The organism is Roseiconus lacunae (assembly GCF_008312935.1).
In the GTDB taxonomy this organism is placed as follows: domain Bacteria; phylum Planctomycetota; class Planctomycetia; order Pirellulales; family Pirellulaceae; genus Stieleria; species Stieleria lacunae.
The window spans coordinates 61,477-80,993 of record NZ_VSZO01000014.1; the positions used below are offsets into that span (position 1 = coordinate 61,477).

At 55.0% G+C, this 19,517-nt stretch carries 9 protein-coding genes; 8 read left to right on the top strand and 1 reads right to left on the bottom strand.

Features of this window, described 5'->3' with window-relative positions:
• Window positions 1-1,257 precede the first annotated feature (1,257 nt).
• The 8 genes from FYC48_RS18725 to FYC48_RS18760 all read left to right on the top strand — a co-directional run bounded on the left by FYC48_RS18725 (window position 1,258) and on the right by FYC48_RS18760 (window position 19,231).
• Window positions 1,258-8,325: a choice-of-anchor M domain-containing protein gene (locus FYC48_RS18725; protein WP_160149616.1), complete on the top strand. Its 7,068-nt coding sequence runs from the start codon at window positions 1,258-1,260 to the stop codon at window positions 8,323-8,325.
• 100 nt (window positions 8,326-8,425) lie between these two features.
• Window positions 8,426-9,106, top strand: coding sequence for a PEP-CTERM sorting domain-containing protein (locus FYC48_RS18730; protein WP_160149617.1), 681 nt, complete (start codon window positions 8,426-8,428; stop codon window positions 9,104-9,106).
• 64 nt (window positions 9,107-9,170) lie between these two features.
• Window positions 9,171-10,535: a hypothetical protein gene (locus FYC48_RS18735; RefSeq protein WP_149498323.1), complete on the top strand. Its 1,365-nt coding sequence runs from the start codon at window positions 9,171-9,173 to the stop codon at window positions 10,533-10,535.
• 186 nt (window positions 10,536-10,721) lie between these two features.
• Window positions 10,722-13,319: a spermine/spermidine synthase domain-containing protein gene (locus FYC48_RS18740; RefSeq protein ID WP_160149618.1), complete on the top strand. Its 2,598-nt coding sequence runs from the start codon at window positions 10,722-10,724 to the stop codon at window positions 13,317-13,319.
• 113 nt (window positions 13,320-13,432) lie between these two features.
• Complete coding sequence (locus FYC48_RS18745) at window positions 13,433-14,926, top strand: A24 family peptidase (protein WP_160149619.1); 1,494 nt, start codon at window positions 13,433-13,435, stop codon at window positions 14,924-14,926.
• A gap of 590 nt (window positions 14,927-15,516) precedes the next feature.
• Entirely contained in the window at window positions 15,517-16,776 is a 1,260-nt protein-coding gene (zigA, locus tag FYC48_RS18750) for a zinc metallochaperone GTPase ZigA (RefSeq protein ID WP_200836642.1), read from the top strand.
• 142 nt (window positions 16,777-16,918) lie between these two features.
• Window positions 16,919-17,428: a hypothetical protein gene (locus FYC48_RS18755; protein ID WP_149498327.1), complete on the top strand. Its 510-nt coding sequence runs from the start codon at window positions 16,919-16,921 to the stop codon at window positions 17,426-17,428.
• Between the two features lie 150 nt (window positions 17,429-17,578).
• Complete coding sequence (locus FYC48_RS18760; RefSeq protein WP_235034327.1) at window positions 17,579-19,231, top strand: sulfatase family protein; 1,653 nt, start codon at window positions 17,579-17,581, stop codon at window positions 19,229-19,231.
• A gap of 2 nt (window positions 19,232-19,233) precedes the next feature.
• On the opposite strand, the gene FYC48_RS18765 is transcribed toward FYC48_RS18760, so the two are convergent.
• Window positions 19,234-19,503, bottom strand: coding sequence for a WXG100 family type VII secretion target (locus FYC48_RS18765; protein WP_149498328.1), 270 nt, complete (start codon window positions 19,501-19,503; stop codon window positions 19,234-19,236).
• Between the last annotated feature and the right edge of the window lie 14 nt (window positions 19,504-19,517).

A 19,517-nucleotide genomic window follows, 5' to 3' on the forward strand; every position in this document is an offset into this window, starting at 1 on the left:
TCACAGGCTGAAAACGCCGTGAGACCGCTTGGGTAGGTAGGCGGGATCCTTGAGTGTAACGAGGTCAGCGGGCGCCATGCCACCTTTTTCCCATTCGATTCGTCTGGAGCATCCTTGACAGTCCGGTGGAGATGGACGAATCTACGCCTCGTCCTGGTCGGACCACTCCATTTTACCATGCTTCGTAGTCTAGAGACTTTATGGTCGCTTGGGTCCGTCCGTTCTGCATCATGCTCTTGAGTGTCGCCCAGCTAGTGGGGCATGCTCCCGTTCTGTTGCATGTTGCTCAGCATCGCCATGATGGGAGTCATGGGTGCGGTGACGGTTCGTGCTTTGAACAAGGTTCAGCACGTCGCTCTTCGACGCGTCAGCTTGAAACGCTGGCTACTCGCGCCAAAAAAGCAAAGACGGCGAATCACGACGTTAGAAGTCGTGCCTTCCAACATCTTGATTGCCGTTGCGGTCACGATGTTAAGTCGTCCGCTAACGAGCTTCGGTCGGAACGCTCGTGTCGCGATGGTGTGTTACTGACGACGAACGATGGCACCGGCCATGATGCGTGTCATTGCTTCGTGTGCAACTCCAGGACGAGTCCTCTGGGCGAGATCGTCCAGGTTGCCGTTCCGGCTTGTGGTACGTTGCAAAGACATGAACCGGTTGCCGTTTCGCGTCAGGCGTTTGAGTCATGCCAGCGCGCGACCGCGATTCCGCGTGCTCCGCCTGCTTCTGGCCGAGTGTCTTTCGTCTAACCTTTTTGCAGTTGCATTGCGGATGCGTCAGCATGCTGAGCCGTCGTGGGCTCGGCTTGTTTGATCGTCGTCGTCGAGTGCTAGATGGCGTCGTCGAGCGCTAAGGGTTGTCGAAGGCATTTTCTTCTCCGCCGCTTCTCGGCGGAATCACCTGATCGTTTCAAGTGGCTGAGTCGTCTGCCTGGATCGCGTTGCGAATCTGGTCGGGTGTCGATGCGGCTTGAGTGTTCCGCGTTTTTCGTCTTGCTGGCGATGCGATGCCTCTTCGCGACGTCCGCGCCGCCCTCGTTGCCCTCTGGCAATGGGATCGCCGTGCGGGGTCAGCGGGCCGTGTCCGTCGCACCTTCATTGCTGGGAACTGATCCACAAATCCATTCATGTCCACTTTGGTGTCAACGGCGTTGGTCGCGGTCCCCGCATTGCGTGGGGGGCAACGCGGGTCCGGCGCTTCCGCACCGCGTTGGACTCACGGATTACGGAAAGGTTCCGATTCACAATTCAAAACAACATGAAACTTACCGAACAACTCCGTCGAATTTCACAGCGAGTCAACCGTCAGCGAAAGCAAGTTCGCGATCACAAGCGTCGATCGCGTCGAAACCAAATCGTGGTTGAGACATTGGAAAAACGGTTGCCGATGGTCGCAAGTTTGCAAGCGATGCTGGCCAGCGAGCATGTCGACTTGAACATCAATACCGACGGCTCGCAGTGGTCAATCGGGCCACGTGATTCATCGGTTTCGCCCGTCATTGAGTATGCCAACGATGCGGCGGCGATGTACGTCGGAAGTCCTGCCGAGATGACTCGTCCGGCAGGTTCCGCGTACGACTTTATCGGCGTTGCGGGGGGCGAGAGCTTTTACCTGCTGCCACAAAGTCAAGACCCGGATTTGTTGTTCCTGGGGTTTGCGGCCGCCGGGGTGACCGAGACGCTCGATAAGTACAACGCCTTTACGGAGTCGAAAGGGCGCGTCGGAAACGGAAACGGCGATTGGCTAAAGCTAACGCTCAATAGCGTGACGCATACCCATCCTGATGGCACCGCGGGCGACGGTGACATTTCGATCTGGCAGGCGGGGATCTTTGGCGGTGCGAATGTCTTCGTCTCGTCATACGATGATGGCGTTGCGAACCCCAATTCAAACGGGCTTGATATCAGCGACGGGATTTCCGACGACGATGCGTTATGGATCTTGGATGACAGCCATTCGCATTACAACTTTGCCTTCAGTGATCCCGGTCGTTACGAAATCGGCGTCACACTTTCGGGATTCTTTGGTGACGATGGTCTTTCGACCCCGAACGTATCCGGCTACAGCGAGAGCGAAGAAATCTCATTGTATTTTTCGGTCATGAGCGTCGGTCAGCTCCAGTTTGCGGCGGACAGCTACAGCGTCGACGAAGACAGCGGGATGGCATCGATCGATGTCATCCGAACCGGCGGAAGCGACGGGCGTTTGACAGCTGGCTACGCGACAGTCGACGGAACGGCTAGTTCGGGAAGCGATTACTCCAGTACGTCCGGCACACTGGAGTTCCTTGACGGTGAAGTCGTAAAGTCGATCACGATCCCCGTGGTCGATGACGGGGCAAACGAAAGTGACGAGACGTTCCGTGTCACATTATCGAATCCGACTCCAGAAAAGTTAGACCAGTATGTGACTGATATCGAAGGAGATATGAATGGATTGTTGGGAGAGGCTTCATCAACCCTAATCACCATCGAAGACAGCACCGTTAATCTCGCACCTGCGATCTCAACGTTTGATGATCTGTCGGTATCGGAAAACGAGTCGTCTGATCCGATTTTGTTTACGATCAGTGACACGGAAACTGCTGCGGAAGACTTGGTCTTGACGGCGGTGTCTTCGAACACTGCCTTGATTCCCAGTTCAGGACTCGTGTTTTCCGGTAATGGATCCAACCGATCGGTGACGATTATGCCAAATCCCGATCAGATCGGAGTGGCGACGATCACCATCACAGTCATTGATGCTGGTGGGATGCAAACAAATGAGTCGTTCGATGTGTATGTAAATGCCAATCGAGTCGTCCCGTTCGCATTGCCAGATTATTTCGGTGGCGAGGTTAATACGAGTTCTTGGGGGAGCCTGAGCGAAGACTTCAATGGCGACGGGAATCTGGACCTAATCTTGGGCGGGTCCTCCTTCAATTCGATGACCTATTTGCAAGGCAACGGGGATGGGACGTTCCAGCCCGAAATTCTGTTGAATGCCGGGACCGACGTTTCTTCGGGTGGTATCGTCGCAATCGACTACGAAGGGGACGGTGATCTCGACATCCTTTCCATCGAACGGAACCAAGCGACGATCGATGGAACGGCCGACGAAGGAACCATCGCCGTTTACCGAAATGATGGTGACGCAAACTTCACGCGAGAAGTCGTCAAGACAGGGCTGCTGCAAGGACTGAATATTGCTGCCGGCGATCTCAACGGTGATGGACGTGCCGATGTCGCCTGGGGCGAGTACCGCTATGACAGTTCGGTCCCGGAGATTCTCGCGTCACAGTCTTTCGCGCTTCAAGAAGCGGGCGGCCAACTTGGGGCGACGACCAAGTTGACCGATGCCGGGTACGGAGACATGCAAATCGAGGACGTTGACGGGGATGGAAACCAAGACATTGTCACCTCGGGATACATGGTCACGCTAAGTCCCTACAGTAGCGTCTCCGAGTTGAAGGTCTTCCTCGGTCGCGGCGACGGAACGTTGGCGGCACCGATGCCGGTCAACACCGCGGCAAATCCAGCTGTTCAACAGGTCGTTGATCTCAATGGCGACGATCGCAAGGATCTACTCGTCTATGATCGAGCGTCGGAAAGCCATGTCGGCTATTACCCGCAGTTGCTCGACGGCAGCTTCGGCGAGCGTGTGACGCTCACGCCGGGATACCTGTATTCGCAGCTCTCCGTCGCCGCGGACATGAACGGCGACGACGTTCCGGACATTGTCACTTACGGTTATTTCAACGGTGGTTACCGTTTAGCGTGGTCTCCGAATTTAGGGGGCGGGGTCTTCGGCGAGACGATTTTGATTTCGACCGAAAGCAGCAACGGAGGTCTGAACGTCGGTGATGTCGACAACGACACCTATCCTGACATCATAAATGTCGGCAGTGCCGTGAGCGGTCGACTCGGTCCCGTCGGCGTCTTTCTCAACAAGACGGGTGAAAATCCGATGGTCCTCGTGCCACCGGCGACGCGGACTCGCATCGACGGTGATCCGATCGATTTGCAAGTCTACTTTGGCTTTCCGATCGAAGTGACTGGAACGCCACGCATCGCGTTGCAGGTCGGCGAGAATACTGTTTACGCGGAATACCTGTCCGGTTCGGGGACCCCGACGCTGAGTTTCCGCTACACCGTCGGTGAATCGGATCTCGACTTGGATGGTGTCCAACTCGCCAGCAATCTGATCGATCTCAACGGTGGCACACTGACCGATCCGATCGGCGGCGAAGCGGTCCTTGAGTTTCCGAACCTTTCGTTCGATGGCGTGATTGTCAACGCGGTCGGACCACTCGTGGAAATGATTTCACGAGTCGATGCGACGCCGACAGAGTCAGGCTCGGTGCGTTTTAATGTGCAGTTCTCTGCCGAAGTCAACGACGTTGACGTGAGTGACTTTTCCGTTCGAATGCGCGAAGGCGATTTGTCGAACGCGGTCGTCGAATCCGTCCATGCTCTCTCTGGCAGCCTGTACGAAGTCACCGTTTCGACAGGGGAGGGAACCGGTGCGTTGGGGCTTAGTGTGAACGACTCGGCGGGCATCACGGACTCCGACGGCGACATCCTTGCCCGTGGTTACGAAGGCGGCGAAGTCTACACCGTTCGGAAGCAACCAACGGACAACATCGATACCTACTACACCCATGGGCATGCCGACTACCGTCCCGTGTACGAGAACGGTGAATTCACTTACATCATCAATCCCGATGACAGTTTGTTGCCCGAACCGACCTATCCCAGCCACGAAGTCATCACTTACCTCGACAACACCGCACTGGTGACTCGCGGTGGCGGAGAAACGTATGACTTTTTGGGCGTTCCGGATGGTGAGTTGATTTATGTGAGTGACAGTTCGGGAAGTGTCGCCACCGTGCCTTATCTGGGATGGGAAGGCGGCAGTTTGCCAAGAGACGTCTTTTCCGATTACCTGCCGACGGCGGATTCACGAATCACTTCCTCGCGATTGCGTGAGTATGTGAAAGTGCAGATGGTCGGCTTCCGCAGCAGCAGCGATGGTGATTTCTCGATGTACTCGGGGTCGTCTCCGACGGTTTGGATGGCGACGAGTGACGGAATCACGATCAGTGATGATGACACCAGCGATGCGTTTTGGCTGTATCCCGGGACGCACTTGCATCGCAATGTCACGTTCACCAAACCCGGTACCTATGAGATTGACGTGGTCGTCAGTGGCTACCTCGACAGCAACGCCAATGATTCGCTGGACGCGAGCGACGTCTATGTCGAAAGCGGAATCAAGACACTGGTGTTCCATGTCGATACGTTGGGGGCACGTCATGACGCGTTCTACGTGGGTTCTTCAGACACGATCGAAGGCTCGCTCGCGGCCAACGACGATTGGCACGAGAACGTTGGGGCACCCACCTACACTGTCGAGACGGCACCGGCACAAGGTGAACTGCATCTGAACAGCGATGGAACGTTTACGTACACACCTGCGGATGACTTCACAGGGATCGATTCATTCGAGTATCGGTTGAGCAACCCGCGTGGTGGCTACACCACCGCAAGCGTCACTTTGACAGACTCGCATTCGCCAGTCGCCAACGACGACGTCTTTTCCGTCGCCGAAGACCAGACGCTGAATGTCGGTGGAGCCGGTGTACTTGAAAATGATGTCGATCCTGACGGTGACATGCTAACAACCGCAGTCGTGTCGGGACCGCAAAACGGCGTGTTGTCACTAAATCCCGATGGCTCGTTTTCCTACGTTCCAAACGATAACTTTTACGGCACCGACTCGTTTACCTACACAACGACCGATGTCCGCTATGAAGTGACGCCGCTAGGAACACTCGCCGGAAATACCAGCTACGCTCTCGACGTCAATAACTTGAATCAAGTCACTGGTAATTCGGGAATCGTCGTCGGATCTAGCAATCCGCTGCATGCGTTTTTGTGGACCGACGGTTCGATGGAGGATTTGGGCGTCGTCCCAGGTACCGGCAGCAATAACTTCAGCCGCGGCTACGCGCTCAACGATGCTGGGGTCGTTGTCGGGGAAAGCGACAACAGTGCCTCAAAAGCATTTCGCTGGGAAAACGGTGTGATCGCCAACTTGGGGACCCTCGGCGGATCCTCCGCCGTCGCAAGCGATATTAATAACGCCGGGGAAATCGTCGGAAGCAGCAGCAACGGGACGACCAGTAAACCGTTTGTTTACGTCGATGGCGTGATGTTGGAGCTACCGACGATCGCGGGGAACGCGGCAACCACCGGTCGGGCTTGGGGCATCAGCCCCGACGGACGATTCATCGTCGGTGTCACCCGCGCCGACGATGCGGCGTTCTTGTCGCACGCCACGATGTGGGAACGTCAGGCAGACGGAAGCTATTCGGTTGTCGACATGGGCGCGCTGTTTGATCAAGACCACTACAGCTATGCCTATGCCGTCAACGATGCGGGTAACGCGGTCGGTGCTTCAGTCGTCGGTACCGTTTCGCCGACCAGTTCGACCAGTCTGTATCACGGTTTCGTCTATCACGACGGGCAAATGATCGACGTCGGAACGCTCTCTCACCTCGGTCACAAGCACAGTGAGGTGATGGACATCAACGCCACCGACCAGTTTGTCGGCTATGTCGCTGGGTTCTACAAGTATCCATCCTTCGGTGGCGCCGCGTTCTTGGGCGAATTGCTCGACGGAGAGACCGCGATCGTCGACCTGAACGACTTAGTCGATGCGGGCTCTGATTGGACGTTCTTATCTGCCGAAGGAATCAACAACGGACGTAGCGTCGTCGGGTATGGAAAATACAACGGTTCGACACGAGCCTTCTTGCTGACCCCGACCGCGGTTGATGAAGATGACCAACTTTTCGGCAATGTCGCGACGGTCACGATTAACGTTCAACCACAGTCGGATGCCCCGACCGCCGTTGACGATACATATGTCGTCGGTCGAGGAAGTTCGGTGCATGGAAACGTGCTCATGAATGACTTTGATGCCGATGGCGACGCGCTTGTCACGACGCTCGGTGCGACGGTGATGAAAGGCAGTCTCGACTTTAACGCCGATGGATCATTCGTTTACACGCCGCAATCGGGGTTCGACGGTTCGGATCACTTTGTGTACTCGGTCACTGACAGCGATGGCTTGGTGTCGACCGCCAACGTAGTCATCAATGCCGCCGAAGAACGAACCTTTGAGGCGATGTTGACCGATGGCCACGTTGATATCGGTTTGGCTCTCGGGGCCCACGACCACGACGATGATCACGACGACGGGCATGATCATGGACACGACCATGGAAGCCCCGAAGGCGATCCGGAGTGGAATCTGCATGTGCACGACGAGGAAAACGACGTTGAGTACCACGCCGATGAAGCATTGTTGTACGTCGGTATGGCCGGGTACACGCAGCGAACCGGTGCGATCGAGTCTTCCGAGTACGACTTCTTGGGGGCCGCCCCGGGAAGTTCGTTCTACGTCCTGCCGGCGATCGAGTCACCGGGGTTGCTGTACTTGGGCTTAGGGACCGAAGAAATCTCCGTCGGAACTTTGCTCGATGGTACGGCAACGCTGCAACTGAAAAGTGTCAACGGACCGGGCGATTTCTCGATCTGGGAATCTGGCATCGAAGGCGTCGAGGTCCGCATGGCAACCGCTGACGGTGTCGACGGGTCGGACCACGTGATTGTTCAGGAAAGCGTTCATCGTCACGTGAATTTTGGTTTCTCAAAAGCTGGGTTCTATGAAATCACCGTTCAAGCGACGGGGACGTTGGCCGACGGAGACGTCGTCGTCAGCGAAGACGTGACGTACTTCTTCCAGGTCGGGAACACGGTTTCGGCGATCGATGTCGCCAACGGCCAGACGCAACGCTCGTTCGTCCGCCATTTGGACTTGGTGTTCGCCGGTGACGAAGCGATTGATGAGATCGCCGATCACAGCCGCATTCGCCTCACCCAGTATGACGTCAACGGTGAAAACGGGTTTGACGTTTTGGACCCGGCGCGCCGGCCGGCGATTTCAGTCTCGGAGAATGTGATTCACCTCGATTGGGGCACGCATGGGATTGGTGGCAATCGCTCGTCCGTGCTTGGCAACGGAATGTACCGACTTTCGGTGGATGTCGATGGCGACGGCGAGTATGACGTCGACAAGTACTTCCATCGCTTGTTTGGGGACGTCGATGGAGACGGCGTCGTTGCCCAAGCCGATCTGGATCAGATTGTTTCTGCCATCGGTACGAACGATCCCGAGTCAGACGTTGATGGGAACCATCGTGTGAATGCTATCGACCGGATTCTCGCATCACGGTCACTCGGCCAACAGCTCGGTGACGGTGGCTTACTCGACGATTGAATTCTGTGAACCCGATCTCCCCGATCATTCATCTAGACCCTCCCGATAGGAGGGTGGCTTTAACACACCTTCTTGCTAACGAACTCAATAAGAAATAATGATGCTTAAACGAAACTATCTGATTCTGTTCGCCGCCTTGGTCGGCATCGGTTTGACGACGACCCACTGTTCTGCAGAACTCGTCATCACCTTTGGTCCCCAAGAATCGATTACCGCAGGAGGTAACGGCAAACTGGATGTGTTCATCCGCAGCGATGCCGCACAGTCAGATTATCTGAGTCTGTTCTCGGCGAAATTCCAAATCGACACGGTCACCGGTGGTGGGCTCGAATTTTCGACATCGCCCACGGACCCACACTTCCAGTCACCGAACTATATCTTTGCCGGAACGACGTTCGACGGATTGTCGTCCACGGTTGTGAATCCACAAACGATTGTTGCCGGCGATGGGACCATTGCGCCGACCGGGTATGTCATCGTCCCGACAGAGAATCGACTGCTGACCACGTTGGAATTTGATGCTTCGCAAGTGGCCGTTGGGGCACAATTTCAAATCTCGCTGATCAACGATGCCGACACGATGTTTCTCGACGACGGCATGCTTTCTACACTACCGGTAGCGGCCACATCATTTTCAAGTTCGCGTTTGCTTTCGGTCACTGCCGTTCCAGAACCTAGTAGTGCAGCTGTCCTAGGGGCCGTTGTCGCGGGAATGTCGCTATTGCGATATCGACGACGCAACACGTGTCGCATTCGCCAAGGCGTCGTCCGACACGGCTGATTCGAAAGTGCAATCACCGAACCGTTTCACGACGCGATCGTGAAACGGTGATGTTAGGAACATCATGATCAAGTCTAAAACCAATGCGTTTTGTTTGATGGTCCGATGGCGTGTTTCGTTGATCCAAAAACAATCAACGTCACCGCTTGGCGAACTGTTGTTGATCAACATTCATCAATGCTTGGCAGGATGTTTGTCGACGCGACGTGCTTCGGTTCGTCACGTCGTCGCAGGTTCGGTGATGGTTTGTCTTTTCTTAGCATCGGCAACAATCGCTTTGTCATGTCCGTTTTGTTCGGCGCTAGCGCCGACGATGAGTGACGATTTGCGAGCGGCGACTGCTGCCGTTATCACACGATGTGAATCGGTTGATGCCGATGAGCTTGGGTTTCGTGTGGGGCAACTACGCGTCACCGTGGTTATGAAAGGCGACCCGAAGCTAAAGAAGACGTTGATCGAAAAAGTCTTGTTGGCCGATGCTGCTCGCGACGAACAGTTCTGGCTCGTCGGCTACGGAGAGTCACCGGTGGAATGGACGGCGCCGATGCGACTATCTGCCGAAGCAGTTGCTTATTTAAGTGACTTAAAGACGGTTCCCGAAAGTGGCGTGAAACGCTTGGAGTATTTCCTGCCTTTTCTTGCACATCAGGACGAAACAATCGCCGCCGATGCGTACAACGAATTCGCCCTGGCGTCCTTGGAGGACATTGCGGAACTGAAAGACAAGTTAGATCGTCAGTGGTCCATCGAACAACTCACTGACGCGACGGTGCCGGTCTATCGACGACGTCTTTGTTGGACTTTTCTGAGTTTCTGTGGAACGCAAGACGATCGGCGGCTGTTTGATCAAGCGATCGAAATCAAACAAAAAGATGCATCGTTCGATCCTGGAATGGACGCCGCGATCTCCTGTTTGCTCTCGCTCGGCGGTGAAGCAGCACTCAAACGTATCGAGCGTGATTATTTCGACAACAACGACGCTGACTATTTGGATACCTTTGCCGCGATCAGCGCGATTCGGGTTCATGGGACAGAGCTGAATCTGATTTCGCAAGATCGTTTGGCGGAATCACTGCGACATCTATTAAGGCGGCCAAAACTCGCTGACCTTGTCATTCCAGATTTAGCGCGATGGAAGGATTGGACGGTGATCGATCGCGTAGCGGAACTGTTCGTGGAGGCGGACGACGAATCAAGGTTCGTGAAGCCGACCGTGGTTCTTTACTTGAAGGCGTGTCCGTTGCCCGCGGCCGCCAAAACACTGCAACGCCTAAGACGAATCGATCCAGAGGCGGTACGTCAGGCGGAAGCCTCGATGCTGTTTAATCAAGGTGTCGCGACCGCTCCGGTCCCACCACCAAAGGACATGGGCACGTCAGGCCAAGGTCAATCACAAAGAGGGAGCGAGAAAAAGGGGCAGGAACAATAGTGATCCGAGCCTCAAGGAACTTCGTTATCGCTGACCGCTGTCATGTCCTGAATCAAAAATGATCTCTGTGCGTTCTTTCGGGTCAACGACTATCGGATCAACAAAATTTGAGAGTGGCCGACATGCTGTCATACGATGTTGTTCGCGACGTCGATCACTGGGTTGATCGCGGGGTTAATCGCTGAAATGAACACCGATTCTAGGCCTTTTTCACGCAACACTCTTCATCTGTTTGTCGCAACACTGGTGCTGTTCAGCGGGATGGCCGCACTGACGCATCAGTTGCTTTGGACAAGACGTTTAGTTGATCTGTTGGGGGCTAGCACAGAGTCTTCGGCACGCGTCTTTGCGACGTTCTTTCTTGGTTTGTCCTGTGGGTCCGCCCTTGCCGCGTTTTTGGTCGGTCGGGTCCGCAACCCAATCAGGATCGCCGGCTGGGTGCAGGTTTCCGTGCCCGTTCTTGTCACTCCAATTTTGTTCTTGCCAACGTTAACCGATTGGATTTGGCCATGGATTGGCGTTTGGTCGACGGACGGTTTTCTGGGACGTGTCGCGAAGACAGCGTTGACGTTAGCGTTTGTTTTTCCGCCGTCGATGCTGATGGGGATTTCGTTTCCGCTGATCGTTGCGGGAGTGCTTCGCCGTCGTCAACGTTCCGTTGGGCGTTTCGGCATTGTTCTATACGCAGTGAACACTCTCGGTGGGGCGCTGGGTATCCTTCTGACTGTGGTCTTGACATTGCCCGCTTTGGGTTACTTTTGGACCATGGTTGCGGCCGCAATCGTCGATGGATTGGTCGGCGTGATGCTTTTGTGTTTTGGCAGTGCGTTTACTGTTGCGTCACCGACGCCGGTGCAGGATTCGGAATCTCGGTCGGTTTCTGCCCGCGATCGACGTCTATTCGCGCGGATGATCTGCTTGGCATTTGTTTCTGGAATGGGAGTGTTAGCTCTCGAAGTTGTTGCCTTCCAAATGTTTCAGTTGGTGGCGACGATTTCGCTGTTTTCACCGGCGGCCGTTTTGTTCTGTGCGATTACATCCCTCGCTGTCTCCGCCGCGATTTTTGCGAGGTTTGAGAAATTCTTTATTGGGCAAGCGAGACGAAGGAATATCGCTGTTGTGCTAGCGGTCAGCGGTGTCTTGGTGATCCTTGCGCCCCAGGTATTCATGATGATTTCCCGGCAGTCCAATTGGTTCGCTGCCACCAACGGTGTGTTCGATTTCGCGCTCAAGCTAGGCGCGTTGTCTCTGCTGTCGGTAGGGCCGGCTTGGTTGGTTTCGGGGCTGGTTTTTCCGTTTGCCGTTGCTTGCGCCGGGAAGGACTGTTCGCCCGTCCGCTCTGGTCAGCGATTGGGGGGACTGCTTGCGATCAACGGTTTGGGGGGATTGGTTGGGGCGGAGGTCGCTTATCAGGTGTTGCTACCGATCTTCGGTGTCTACGGTACGATGACCGTGATCGGGTTAGGATTTGCGACATCGGCACTGATGACCAGCCTGCATGGGCAAGAAACCGACCGGATCATTGCGGGGACTTTCGCTTCGATTGCTATCGTTGTCGGTGTGGTGGTCGGTAGAGAAAACGCCAGCCTACCGGTATTCAACCCGACACCCGGGGTTCATCTCGTGGATTTTCAATCGGGCCGTCAAGGCACGGTTGCCGTGATCGAAAATGAAAATGGTGACCGTTCGATTCTGGTCTCGAATCAATATTTACTGGGAGGCACAGCGGTTCGCTACGACCAAGAGCGGCAAGTGCTGCTTCCCTTGGTGCTTCACAAAAAGCCAACGCGTGTCGGATGTATCGGATTGGCGACAGGGATCACACCCGGTGCGGCGTTAACGCTTGAGTCCGTCGACGAAGTCACAGCGATCGAGCTTTCTCCCTTGGTTGCCAAGGCCGCAGAAGCACACTTTAGTGACTTCAATCATCGCGTCTGTTTCGACGCGAGAGCATCCGTCGTGATTGGCGACGGGCGGACCGTGATCGCTTCCAAAGCAGACTACTTTGATGTCGTGACCGGGGATTTGTTTTTACCGTGGGCTCCCGGGACCGCACGACTGTATAGCAAAGAGCACTTTGCCGCGGTCCGCCGTTCGCTGCGGCCCGGCGGTATCTTTTGTCAATGGCTGCCAATGTATCAACTGACACACGATCAATTCCAAATGATCGTCGATACTTTTGTCAGCGAATTTGGTGACGCCGAACTGTTTGTCAATCATTTTCGCGTTGTCTCGCCTATGCTCGCTCTTGTCGGTGGCAAAGAACCGGGAGGACTGAATTGGAAACAAGTCAGTCAACGTTGTGATGCATTACGGGTACAAAATGCGATCGCCGACCCGGTCCTTAGGCATCTTCCAGGTATTCAAATGCTCTACCTGGGGAGTTACCCGGCAACACAATCACGGGGACCGCGTGTGACACTCGCTGATCCGTACCTCGAATATGCGGCCGCGACGGTTCGCCTTTCTGCGAATCCCGCGAGCGAATACATTCACTCGGCGAGTTGGGTTCGGTTTTGCCGCGAACGTCTTCGAATCGTGACCGACCAGGTCTCTCCCAACGACGCACAATTGATGGCGTTGGCTAGCGGCCTGATGGAGCTGGACCATGCACGACGGACCCACAATCGACTCGCCATCCCTATCGAGTTACAGCTTTCGCGGCTGATTCCAAACTGTTTTATGAACGATCCGTCAGCCGAGATGAAGCGCTGGCCTGGGCCCGTGATAACGACCGACGCGATGGAGAAGGATTTGGTTGCACCCGATATGCGGTTGCAGTAGAATTGCATAAAGGGTGTTTGGGCGATCTGGGACCATCGCTGGTCATCCGGCAGCGGATATCTCCGTTTCGCTTTCTCTCGATTCTGCCTTGCTTGCCAATGTGACCGTGAATGATGTCTTGTCAAACCGCCTCCAAAGTTGACGGGGACGAACATTGTGGCGACGGCGTTTCGGTCGGTCGGGATCCCTTCGATGTGACATTGTTGGGGGAATATGCCAGAAGTTTGCTACTCGGAACGGCAGGGATCACGGCGGTCTTGTGGGCCGCACAGTGGTCGCTGGATTCAGGGGCACTCGGATCCACCGCTTTCACCATGGTGATTGCGAATCTATTGATCATCGGGGCCGCGGTCGGACAGTGGTTTGCCGGTTTTCCGCGGTTGATCTTATTGGCGGGATTGGCGTCCTGGGTGACCCTCGAAATGGTAGCCGGGAAAGATTCGGTTTCTTGGTGGCAGCCCGCGTTGATGTTCTCTCCCGCGGTGACGGTGGTATCGCTGATCGTCCTGATGTATCGCGACTTGATGTTTGCGATCGGGGGGCGTTTAAAGGTGACTTGGCGTGGCAAAACGATCGTCGTGTTTGTTTTGGCGGCAATGATTTATATGATCGTCATCCCCGGGGTCGATGCGGTCGTAGGGGGCCAGCAAGGGAAACCACAATCCTATCGAATCGAGGATTTATCGCTGGCGGAGACGCTCCGGGTTCGTAGTTCTAAACTGGCTGTCTTTGCGATTTTCGCTTACACCGGTGCTTGCGTAGGAAGCTTTTTGAATGTCGTAGCCGCAAGTGCGCCGAGGGGCGAATCGATTGCGTTTCGGTCGTCGGCGTGTCCCCAGTGTGGCACACCGATTCGTCGGATCGACAATCTCCCGATCGTGAGCTACTTGTCGCTCGGCGGTCGCTGCCGAGACTGTAGTGCCGAGATTCCGATCCGCTACTTCATCACCGAAGCGGTGGGGCTTGTCATCTTCGCGTCCCTCTTTCTGTACGAACTCGTCACCGGGGCGGCGAACGTTCCTGGATTTCAGCTCTATCATCATGCTGGAATTCTCTGGATCATCCTGTACACCAAATGGCCCGTCGTCGGCATCTATTTTTTTCACTGTCTGTTGTTCAGTTGCATCTTGATGCTTGCTTTGACCGAACGGGATCGGCTGAATGCTCCACCATGGTTGGTCGCAACCCTAATCGTTTTATGTCTGGCAACCGTCGTTGCTTCGCCGACGATGTTGACCGTTTCCATCGCAGATCAGACGCCGTTCCAGGTTTCAGAAACGTTTCCCTCGTGGCTTGATCGTGCCGCGAACAGTCTGGGCGGCGGTCTATTCGGTTGGGCCTTCGCCCGATTCATCGTCACCATCCGACGACTGCGACTGAAAAGGTCTTCTTCGTTGACACTCGCATTCGTACTGCTTGGGATGGCGTTAGGTTGGCAGGCTATCCTTACCATCGCAGTCGTTTGGTTGATCGCGGTGAAACTGCTGGCCTCACAACACGGACGAAAGGTTCGGCCAAGCTGGTTGACCGCGACCGCACTCTTGTTCGCGATTGCGATGTTGCACCATCCGGTTTGGAGATGGACGGCGAGCACATTGTCGTTCTAAAAACGAACCAAGACAGAACGTGCGTGGCGCAGAAACATTGGTTCGTGTATCAAAGCCGAAATGTTGTTTGGGTAGGGCAGTTTCACCGCGATACTCTTTTCTGCCCCGTCGATCGTGCAATTCCTTGGCATCGTCTTCGTCACGAGTCAGGATCGTTTTGCTCCCCTCCATCGGCTTGATCTTTTTGCATTCGGCTTTGCGAGCCGTGAGCGTGATTGTCTATTGTCGCTCGACTCTCCGAGTCGTTTGCGTTTTCGACTAGGGGAGTCGAACGACATTTCCTCCCCTTGCCAAGCGAGATAGGTTCTCGCGATCTCGGCGATGTCTTCTTCGGTCAGCATCCTTGTGGATGCGCCCTACTATTTTTCCATGTTCTGGCTGCACGAGAAACGTCAACACGGGGCAAAGGCATCAACCTGGCGGGAGGAGAGGGAGATCAAAAAGAAGACCAGTAGTTGCAGTGGGTATGCAAGTGCAGTATTGTGGTGATTACATGGTGGGCGTTTCTCTTGCCCGCTTGTTGCCTGTTTCTTTTGGCGCAATTTGACTCTTGGTCATATAGGCAAACGACTTCCCATCCAATGATCGCTATGAATTTATCTCACCAATTCGATCGTCTTCCGGTCACCGTCTTGTCTGGCTTTCTTGGTGCGGGGAAGACGACGATGTTAAACCATGTTCTGGCCAATCGGAAAGGATTGCGGGTTGCCGTGATCGTCAATGACATGAGTGAGATCAATATCGACGCGGCATTGGTTCGAGATGGGGGCGCAAACCTTTCAAGGACCGAGGAACAATTGGTCGAGATGAGTAATGGCTGCATTTGTTGTACGCTTCGCGAAGACTTGTTGATCGAGGTTGCGAAGTTGGCCCAGGAAGGCCGGTTCGATTACTTGTTGATCGAATCAACCGGCATTAGTGAACCGATGCCGGTTGCCGAGACATTTACGTTTGAGGACGAAAACGGGAACAGTCTCTCTCACCTCGCCGAACTGGATACGATGGTCACGGTCGTTGACGCGGGGAGCTTCCTGAAGGACTTTGGATCCTGGGATGATCTCACCGACCGACGGATCGGCCTCAGCGACGAAGATGACCGAAATATCGTCGATCTGTTGGTCGATCAAGTCGAATTTGCCAACGTCGTGGTGATCAACAAAGTTGACTTGGTCTCTCCATACGATTTGGAACAACTTGAACAGATCATTCGGCGATTGAACCCGAACGCCAAACTATTGGTGTCCAAGGAAAGTCGTGTTCCCTTGGAGGAGATTATGGGAACGGGGCGCTACAAGCTGAGCGAAGCGGAGGCGATGCCAGGTTGGTTGGCAATTCCACGTGGCGAGGAGCAGACCGAAACTGAAGAGTACGGGATCAGTCATTTTGTTTACCGTGCCGAGCGACCGTTTCACCCGAAGCGGTTGACTGAGATGTTGGACGACGAATTTGATGAGGGCTTGTTCGCCGGAGTACTCCGCAGCAAGGGGTTGATGTGGATCGCTTCGAGGAATGATTGGGCGTACGACTGGTCACAAGCCGGTTGCTCAATCCGAATGAATCCGGCCGGCTTTTGGTGGGCAGCGGCACCGAAAGACGAATGGCCGGAGGATGACGAATCGATCGCAGAGATCAACGCCAAACTAAATGGACCTCACGGAGATCGTCATCAGGAACTGGTGTTTATTGGTAACGCGATGGAGCAAGCACGAGTGATCTCAATCCTTGATCGTTGTTTGCTGACCGATGCAGAGTTTGCCGCTGGTCCCAACGTCTGGCAAGGCTACGAAGACCCGTTGCCACAAATTGAGATCGAGTCCGAGGGCCAAGGGGCTACCGAGCAGAGTTCGTGAGAATTGACGGCGGATTTCCGATTGACCGCGAAGCACTCTTGGACAAAAAAACAAAATCAATCGAACCAGCATTAGTTGCATTCGTATTGCAAGTGTGCGGTTGTCTGATTTGCAGTGTTCACTCAAACATGGAAGAGATCTGATGCGGTTCTTCGTCATGATACAGGCGGTATTTGCCGCGATCGCTTTGGTCGATTTTTCGCCGGTGGATGCCCAAGAGAAAACGGGCCCGGTCATTGTTGCTTTGGATCAGGCGACCGCGGATCTTTGGTGTTCGTATTTTCCAGAGGCGGATTTGCGCGTGGTGGTGCCGAACGATGATCTGGACTATGCGGTTGTCAATGTCCGTGCACTTTCGGTGTGTGATGCAAGCTACTTGCTCTATCGGCGCGACCAGAATTCTTTGGTGACGCAACTGTTTCGCGAACGAATTGCGAACCAGGGTGTGTTCTCGGTAGATCTTGTTGAATTCTTTCGGCGTCACGATTTGTCTCCGCGCGATCGTTCACGTTCCGGCGAATGCAATTTCGCTGCCGTGATCGACGCGATGAAATTCTTGCCATCGCGGCCGAGCGTCGTTGAGTTCTCGGCGACGTCCGATAGCGAGCACGCAAGAAATGTCTCTCTAACGGTCGGCAAGCAAATGCGCTGAATCGAGAATGTCGTTTGATGCTCGCAGAGGATGGGCCGTGTACCGATTGACACACGGTTGAAGTGCCTGAGTTTGACTCCGGCGAGGTGGTCGAAGACACTGTGGCTTTCCCCAATTTGCAGTGCCCTCCGTTAAACGAGTGAAATCAGTATGCATCAATTGTTAGTCTCGGCACCGGCTTGTCGAGAACGAATCTGGCATCGGCTTACGTACGGTTTGTTGACGACGAAAGCTGTGGCGATGAGTGGTGCGATGGCGGTGGTGATCGCCATGCTACTTCAGGTGTTCTGGGTGTCCGCGGCCCACGCCCAGTCATCCGGTCATCCGAACATGATTTTTATTCTCGCCGACGACCAGGGTTTCGGCGACGTGGGGGCATTGAATCCGGAATCAAAAATTCCCACTCCGAACATTGATCGAATCGCCGCCGAGGGAATGATCTTTGGCGACGCACACACTTCGTCATCGGTGTGCACGCCGACACGCTACAGCATCCTGACCGGCCGGTATCACTGGCGAACGCGATTGCAGAAAGGTGTTTTGGGTGGATTCAGTCCGCCGCTGATCGATCGGGAGCAATTGACGATCGCCGGAATGTTAAAGCAGCAGGGGTATCGAACCGGGGCGGTCGGTAAGTGGCACCTCGGCTGGAACTGGCCACTGAAAGGTGGCGGACTCGCCGACGATGCGGGTAACTTCACCGATGCTTATGAAAAAGGATGGGCGGTCGACTACGAGGCAGAGATCCAAGGCGGGCCGGTTGATCTCGGGTTCGACGAGTTTTTTGGGATCAGTGCCTCGTTAGATATGCCGCCGTACGTCTATGTCCGCGACCGAGTGCCAACGGAGAAGGCGACGGTCGAGAAAGCATTCCACCGGAAGGGGCCAGCCGGCGAAAGCTTCGAAGCGGTCGACGTTTTGCCGACGTTCACTCGCGAAGCGGTTCGGTTCATCGACTCCCACGCCAACGGTGACAAGCCCTTCTTCTTGTACTTTCCCTTGAACGCACCGCACACGCCGATCGTTCCGACGAAACAATGGCGTGGCAAAAGTGGAATCAATGACTACGGTGATTTCACCATGCAGGTTGATGCGACGGTCGGCGAAGTGTTGGAAGCACTCGATCGAAACAAGATTACCGAAGAAACATTGATCATCTTCACGACCGACAATGGCTGTTCACCGGCTGCGAAAATCGGTCAGTTAGAAGCCGCCGGCCACGACCAAAACTACATTTACCGCGGTCATAAAGCGGACATCTATGACGGCGGCCATCGCGTGCCTTTCATCGTTCGTTGGCCCGGAAAAGTCAAACCCGGTTCACGAACCGAGCATCTGGTCGGGCAGTTAGATTTTTTCGCGACCGCCGCCGAGATCAGTGGGGCGGACGTGCCAGGCGATGCCGCGGGCGACAGTGTCTCGTTCCTAAAAACGCTTCTTGGCAAAGCGGGTTCGCCGCCTCGCCGGTCAATCGTTTCGCAATCGATCGGTGGTCAATTCGCGATCCGTGACGGTGACTGGAAGCTTTGTCTCTGTCCGGGATCGGGCGGTTGGAGCCAACCGCGGCCGGGGCGGGATGATATGAGCAGCCTTCCGCCGATGCAGTTGTACGATTTGGGCAGTGACCCGGGAGAATCAAGAAACCTAATCGAACAGCATCCCGAACGCGTGGCAAAAATGACTGCGATGATGCGGGAAGCGATCGACCAAGGACGGACCACGCCGGGGGAAACGCTCGACAATGACGTCGACATCGTTATGGTCAAGCCGGTTCGAAACGGCAAGCGTCCGCTGAAGAAATAGGGCTATCTGCCAAGATAGGCGTCGATCTGCTCCGCCTTGCGGAGCAGGTAGGGAATGTGCTGCTCGGTTGTCTTGACCATCCGTCCGAGTTGCCGCATTTGTTCGCTGAATTCGCCAGCGAACTTACGTTGTTGTTCGTCACGCCAGGTTTGTTCGAGTTGATTCATCTGGGTCCCCAGGGCGGTCGAACGCTCTTTCAACTCTTCGACAAATCGGTGCAGGTGGGACGCAAATTGACGCAACTGTTCGGGGTCGACGACGGCTTGGCTCATCGGAGTTCCTGTGG

Bases quoted from the DNA above. Each gene is read 5' to 3' on its own strand.
- FYC48_RS18740 (WP_160149618.1), top strand. From the start codon at position 10,722: ATGAACACCGATTCTAGGCCTTTTTCACGCAACACTCTTCATCTGTTT.
- FYC48_RS18745 (WP_160149619.1), top strand. From the start codon at position 13,433: ATGTCTTGTCAAACCGCCTCCAAAGTTGACGGGGACGAACATTGTGGC.
- FYC48_RS18765 (WP_149498328.1), bottom strand. From the start codon at position 19,503: ATGAGCCAAGCCGTCGTCGACCCCGAACAGTTGCGTCAATTTGCGTCC.
- FYC48_RS18730 (WP_160149617.1), top strand. From the start codon at position 8,426: ATGCTTAAACGAAACTATCTGATTCTGTTCGCCGCCTTGGTCGGCATC.
- FYC48_RS18760 (WP_235034327.1), top strand. From the start codon at position 17,579: ATGCATCAATTGTTAGTCTCGGCACCGGCTTGTCGAGAACGAATCTGG.
- FYC48_RS18735 (WP_149498323.1), top strand. From the start codon at position 9,171: ATGATCAAGTCTAAAACCAATGCGTTTTGTTTGATGGTCCGATGGCGT.
- FYC48_RS18755 (WP_149498327.1), top strand. From the start codon at position 16,919: ATGCGGTTCTTCGTCATGATACAGGCGGTATTTGCCGCGATCGCTTTG.
- zigA (WP_200836642.1), top strand. From the start codon at position 15,517: ATGAATTTATCTCACCAATTCGATCGTCTTCCGGTCACCGTCTTGTCT.
- FYC48_RS18725 (WP_160149616.1), top strand. From the start codon at position 1,258: ATGAAACTTACCGAACAACTCCGTCGAATTTCACAGCGAGTCAACCGT.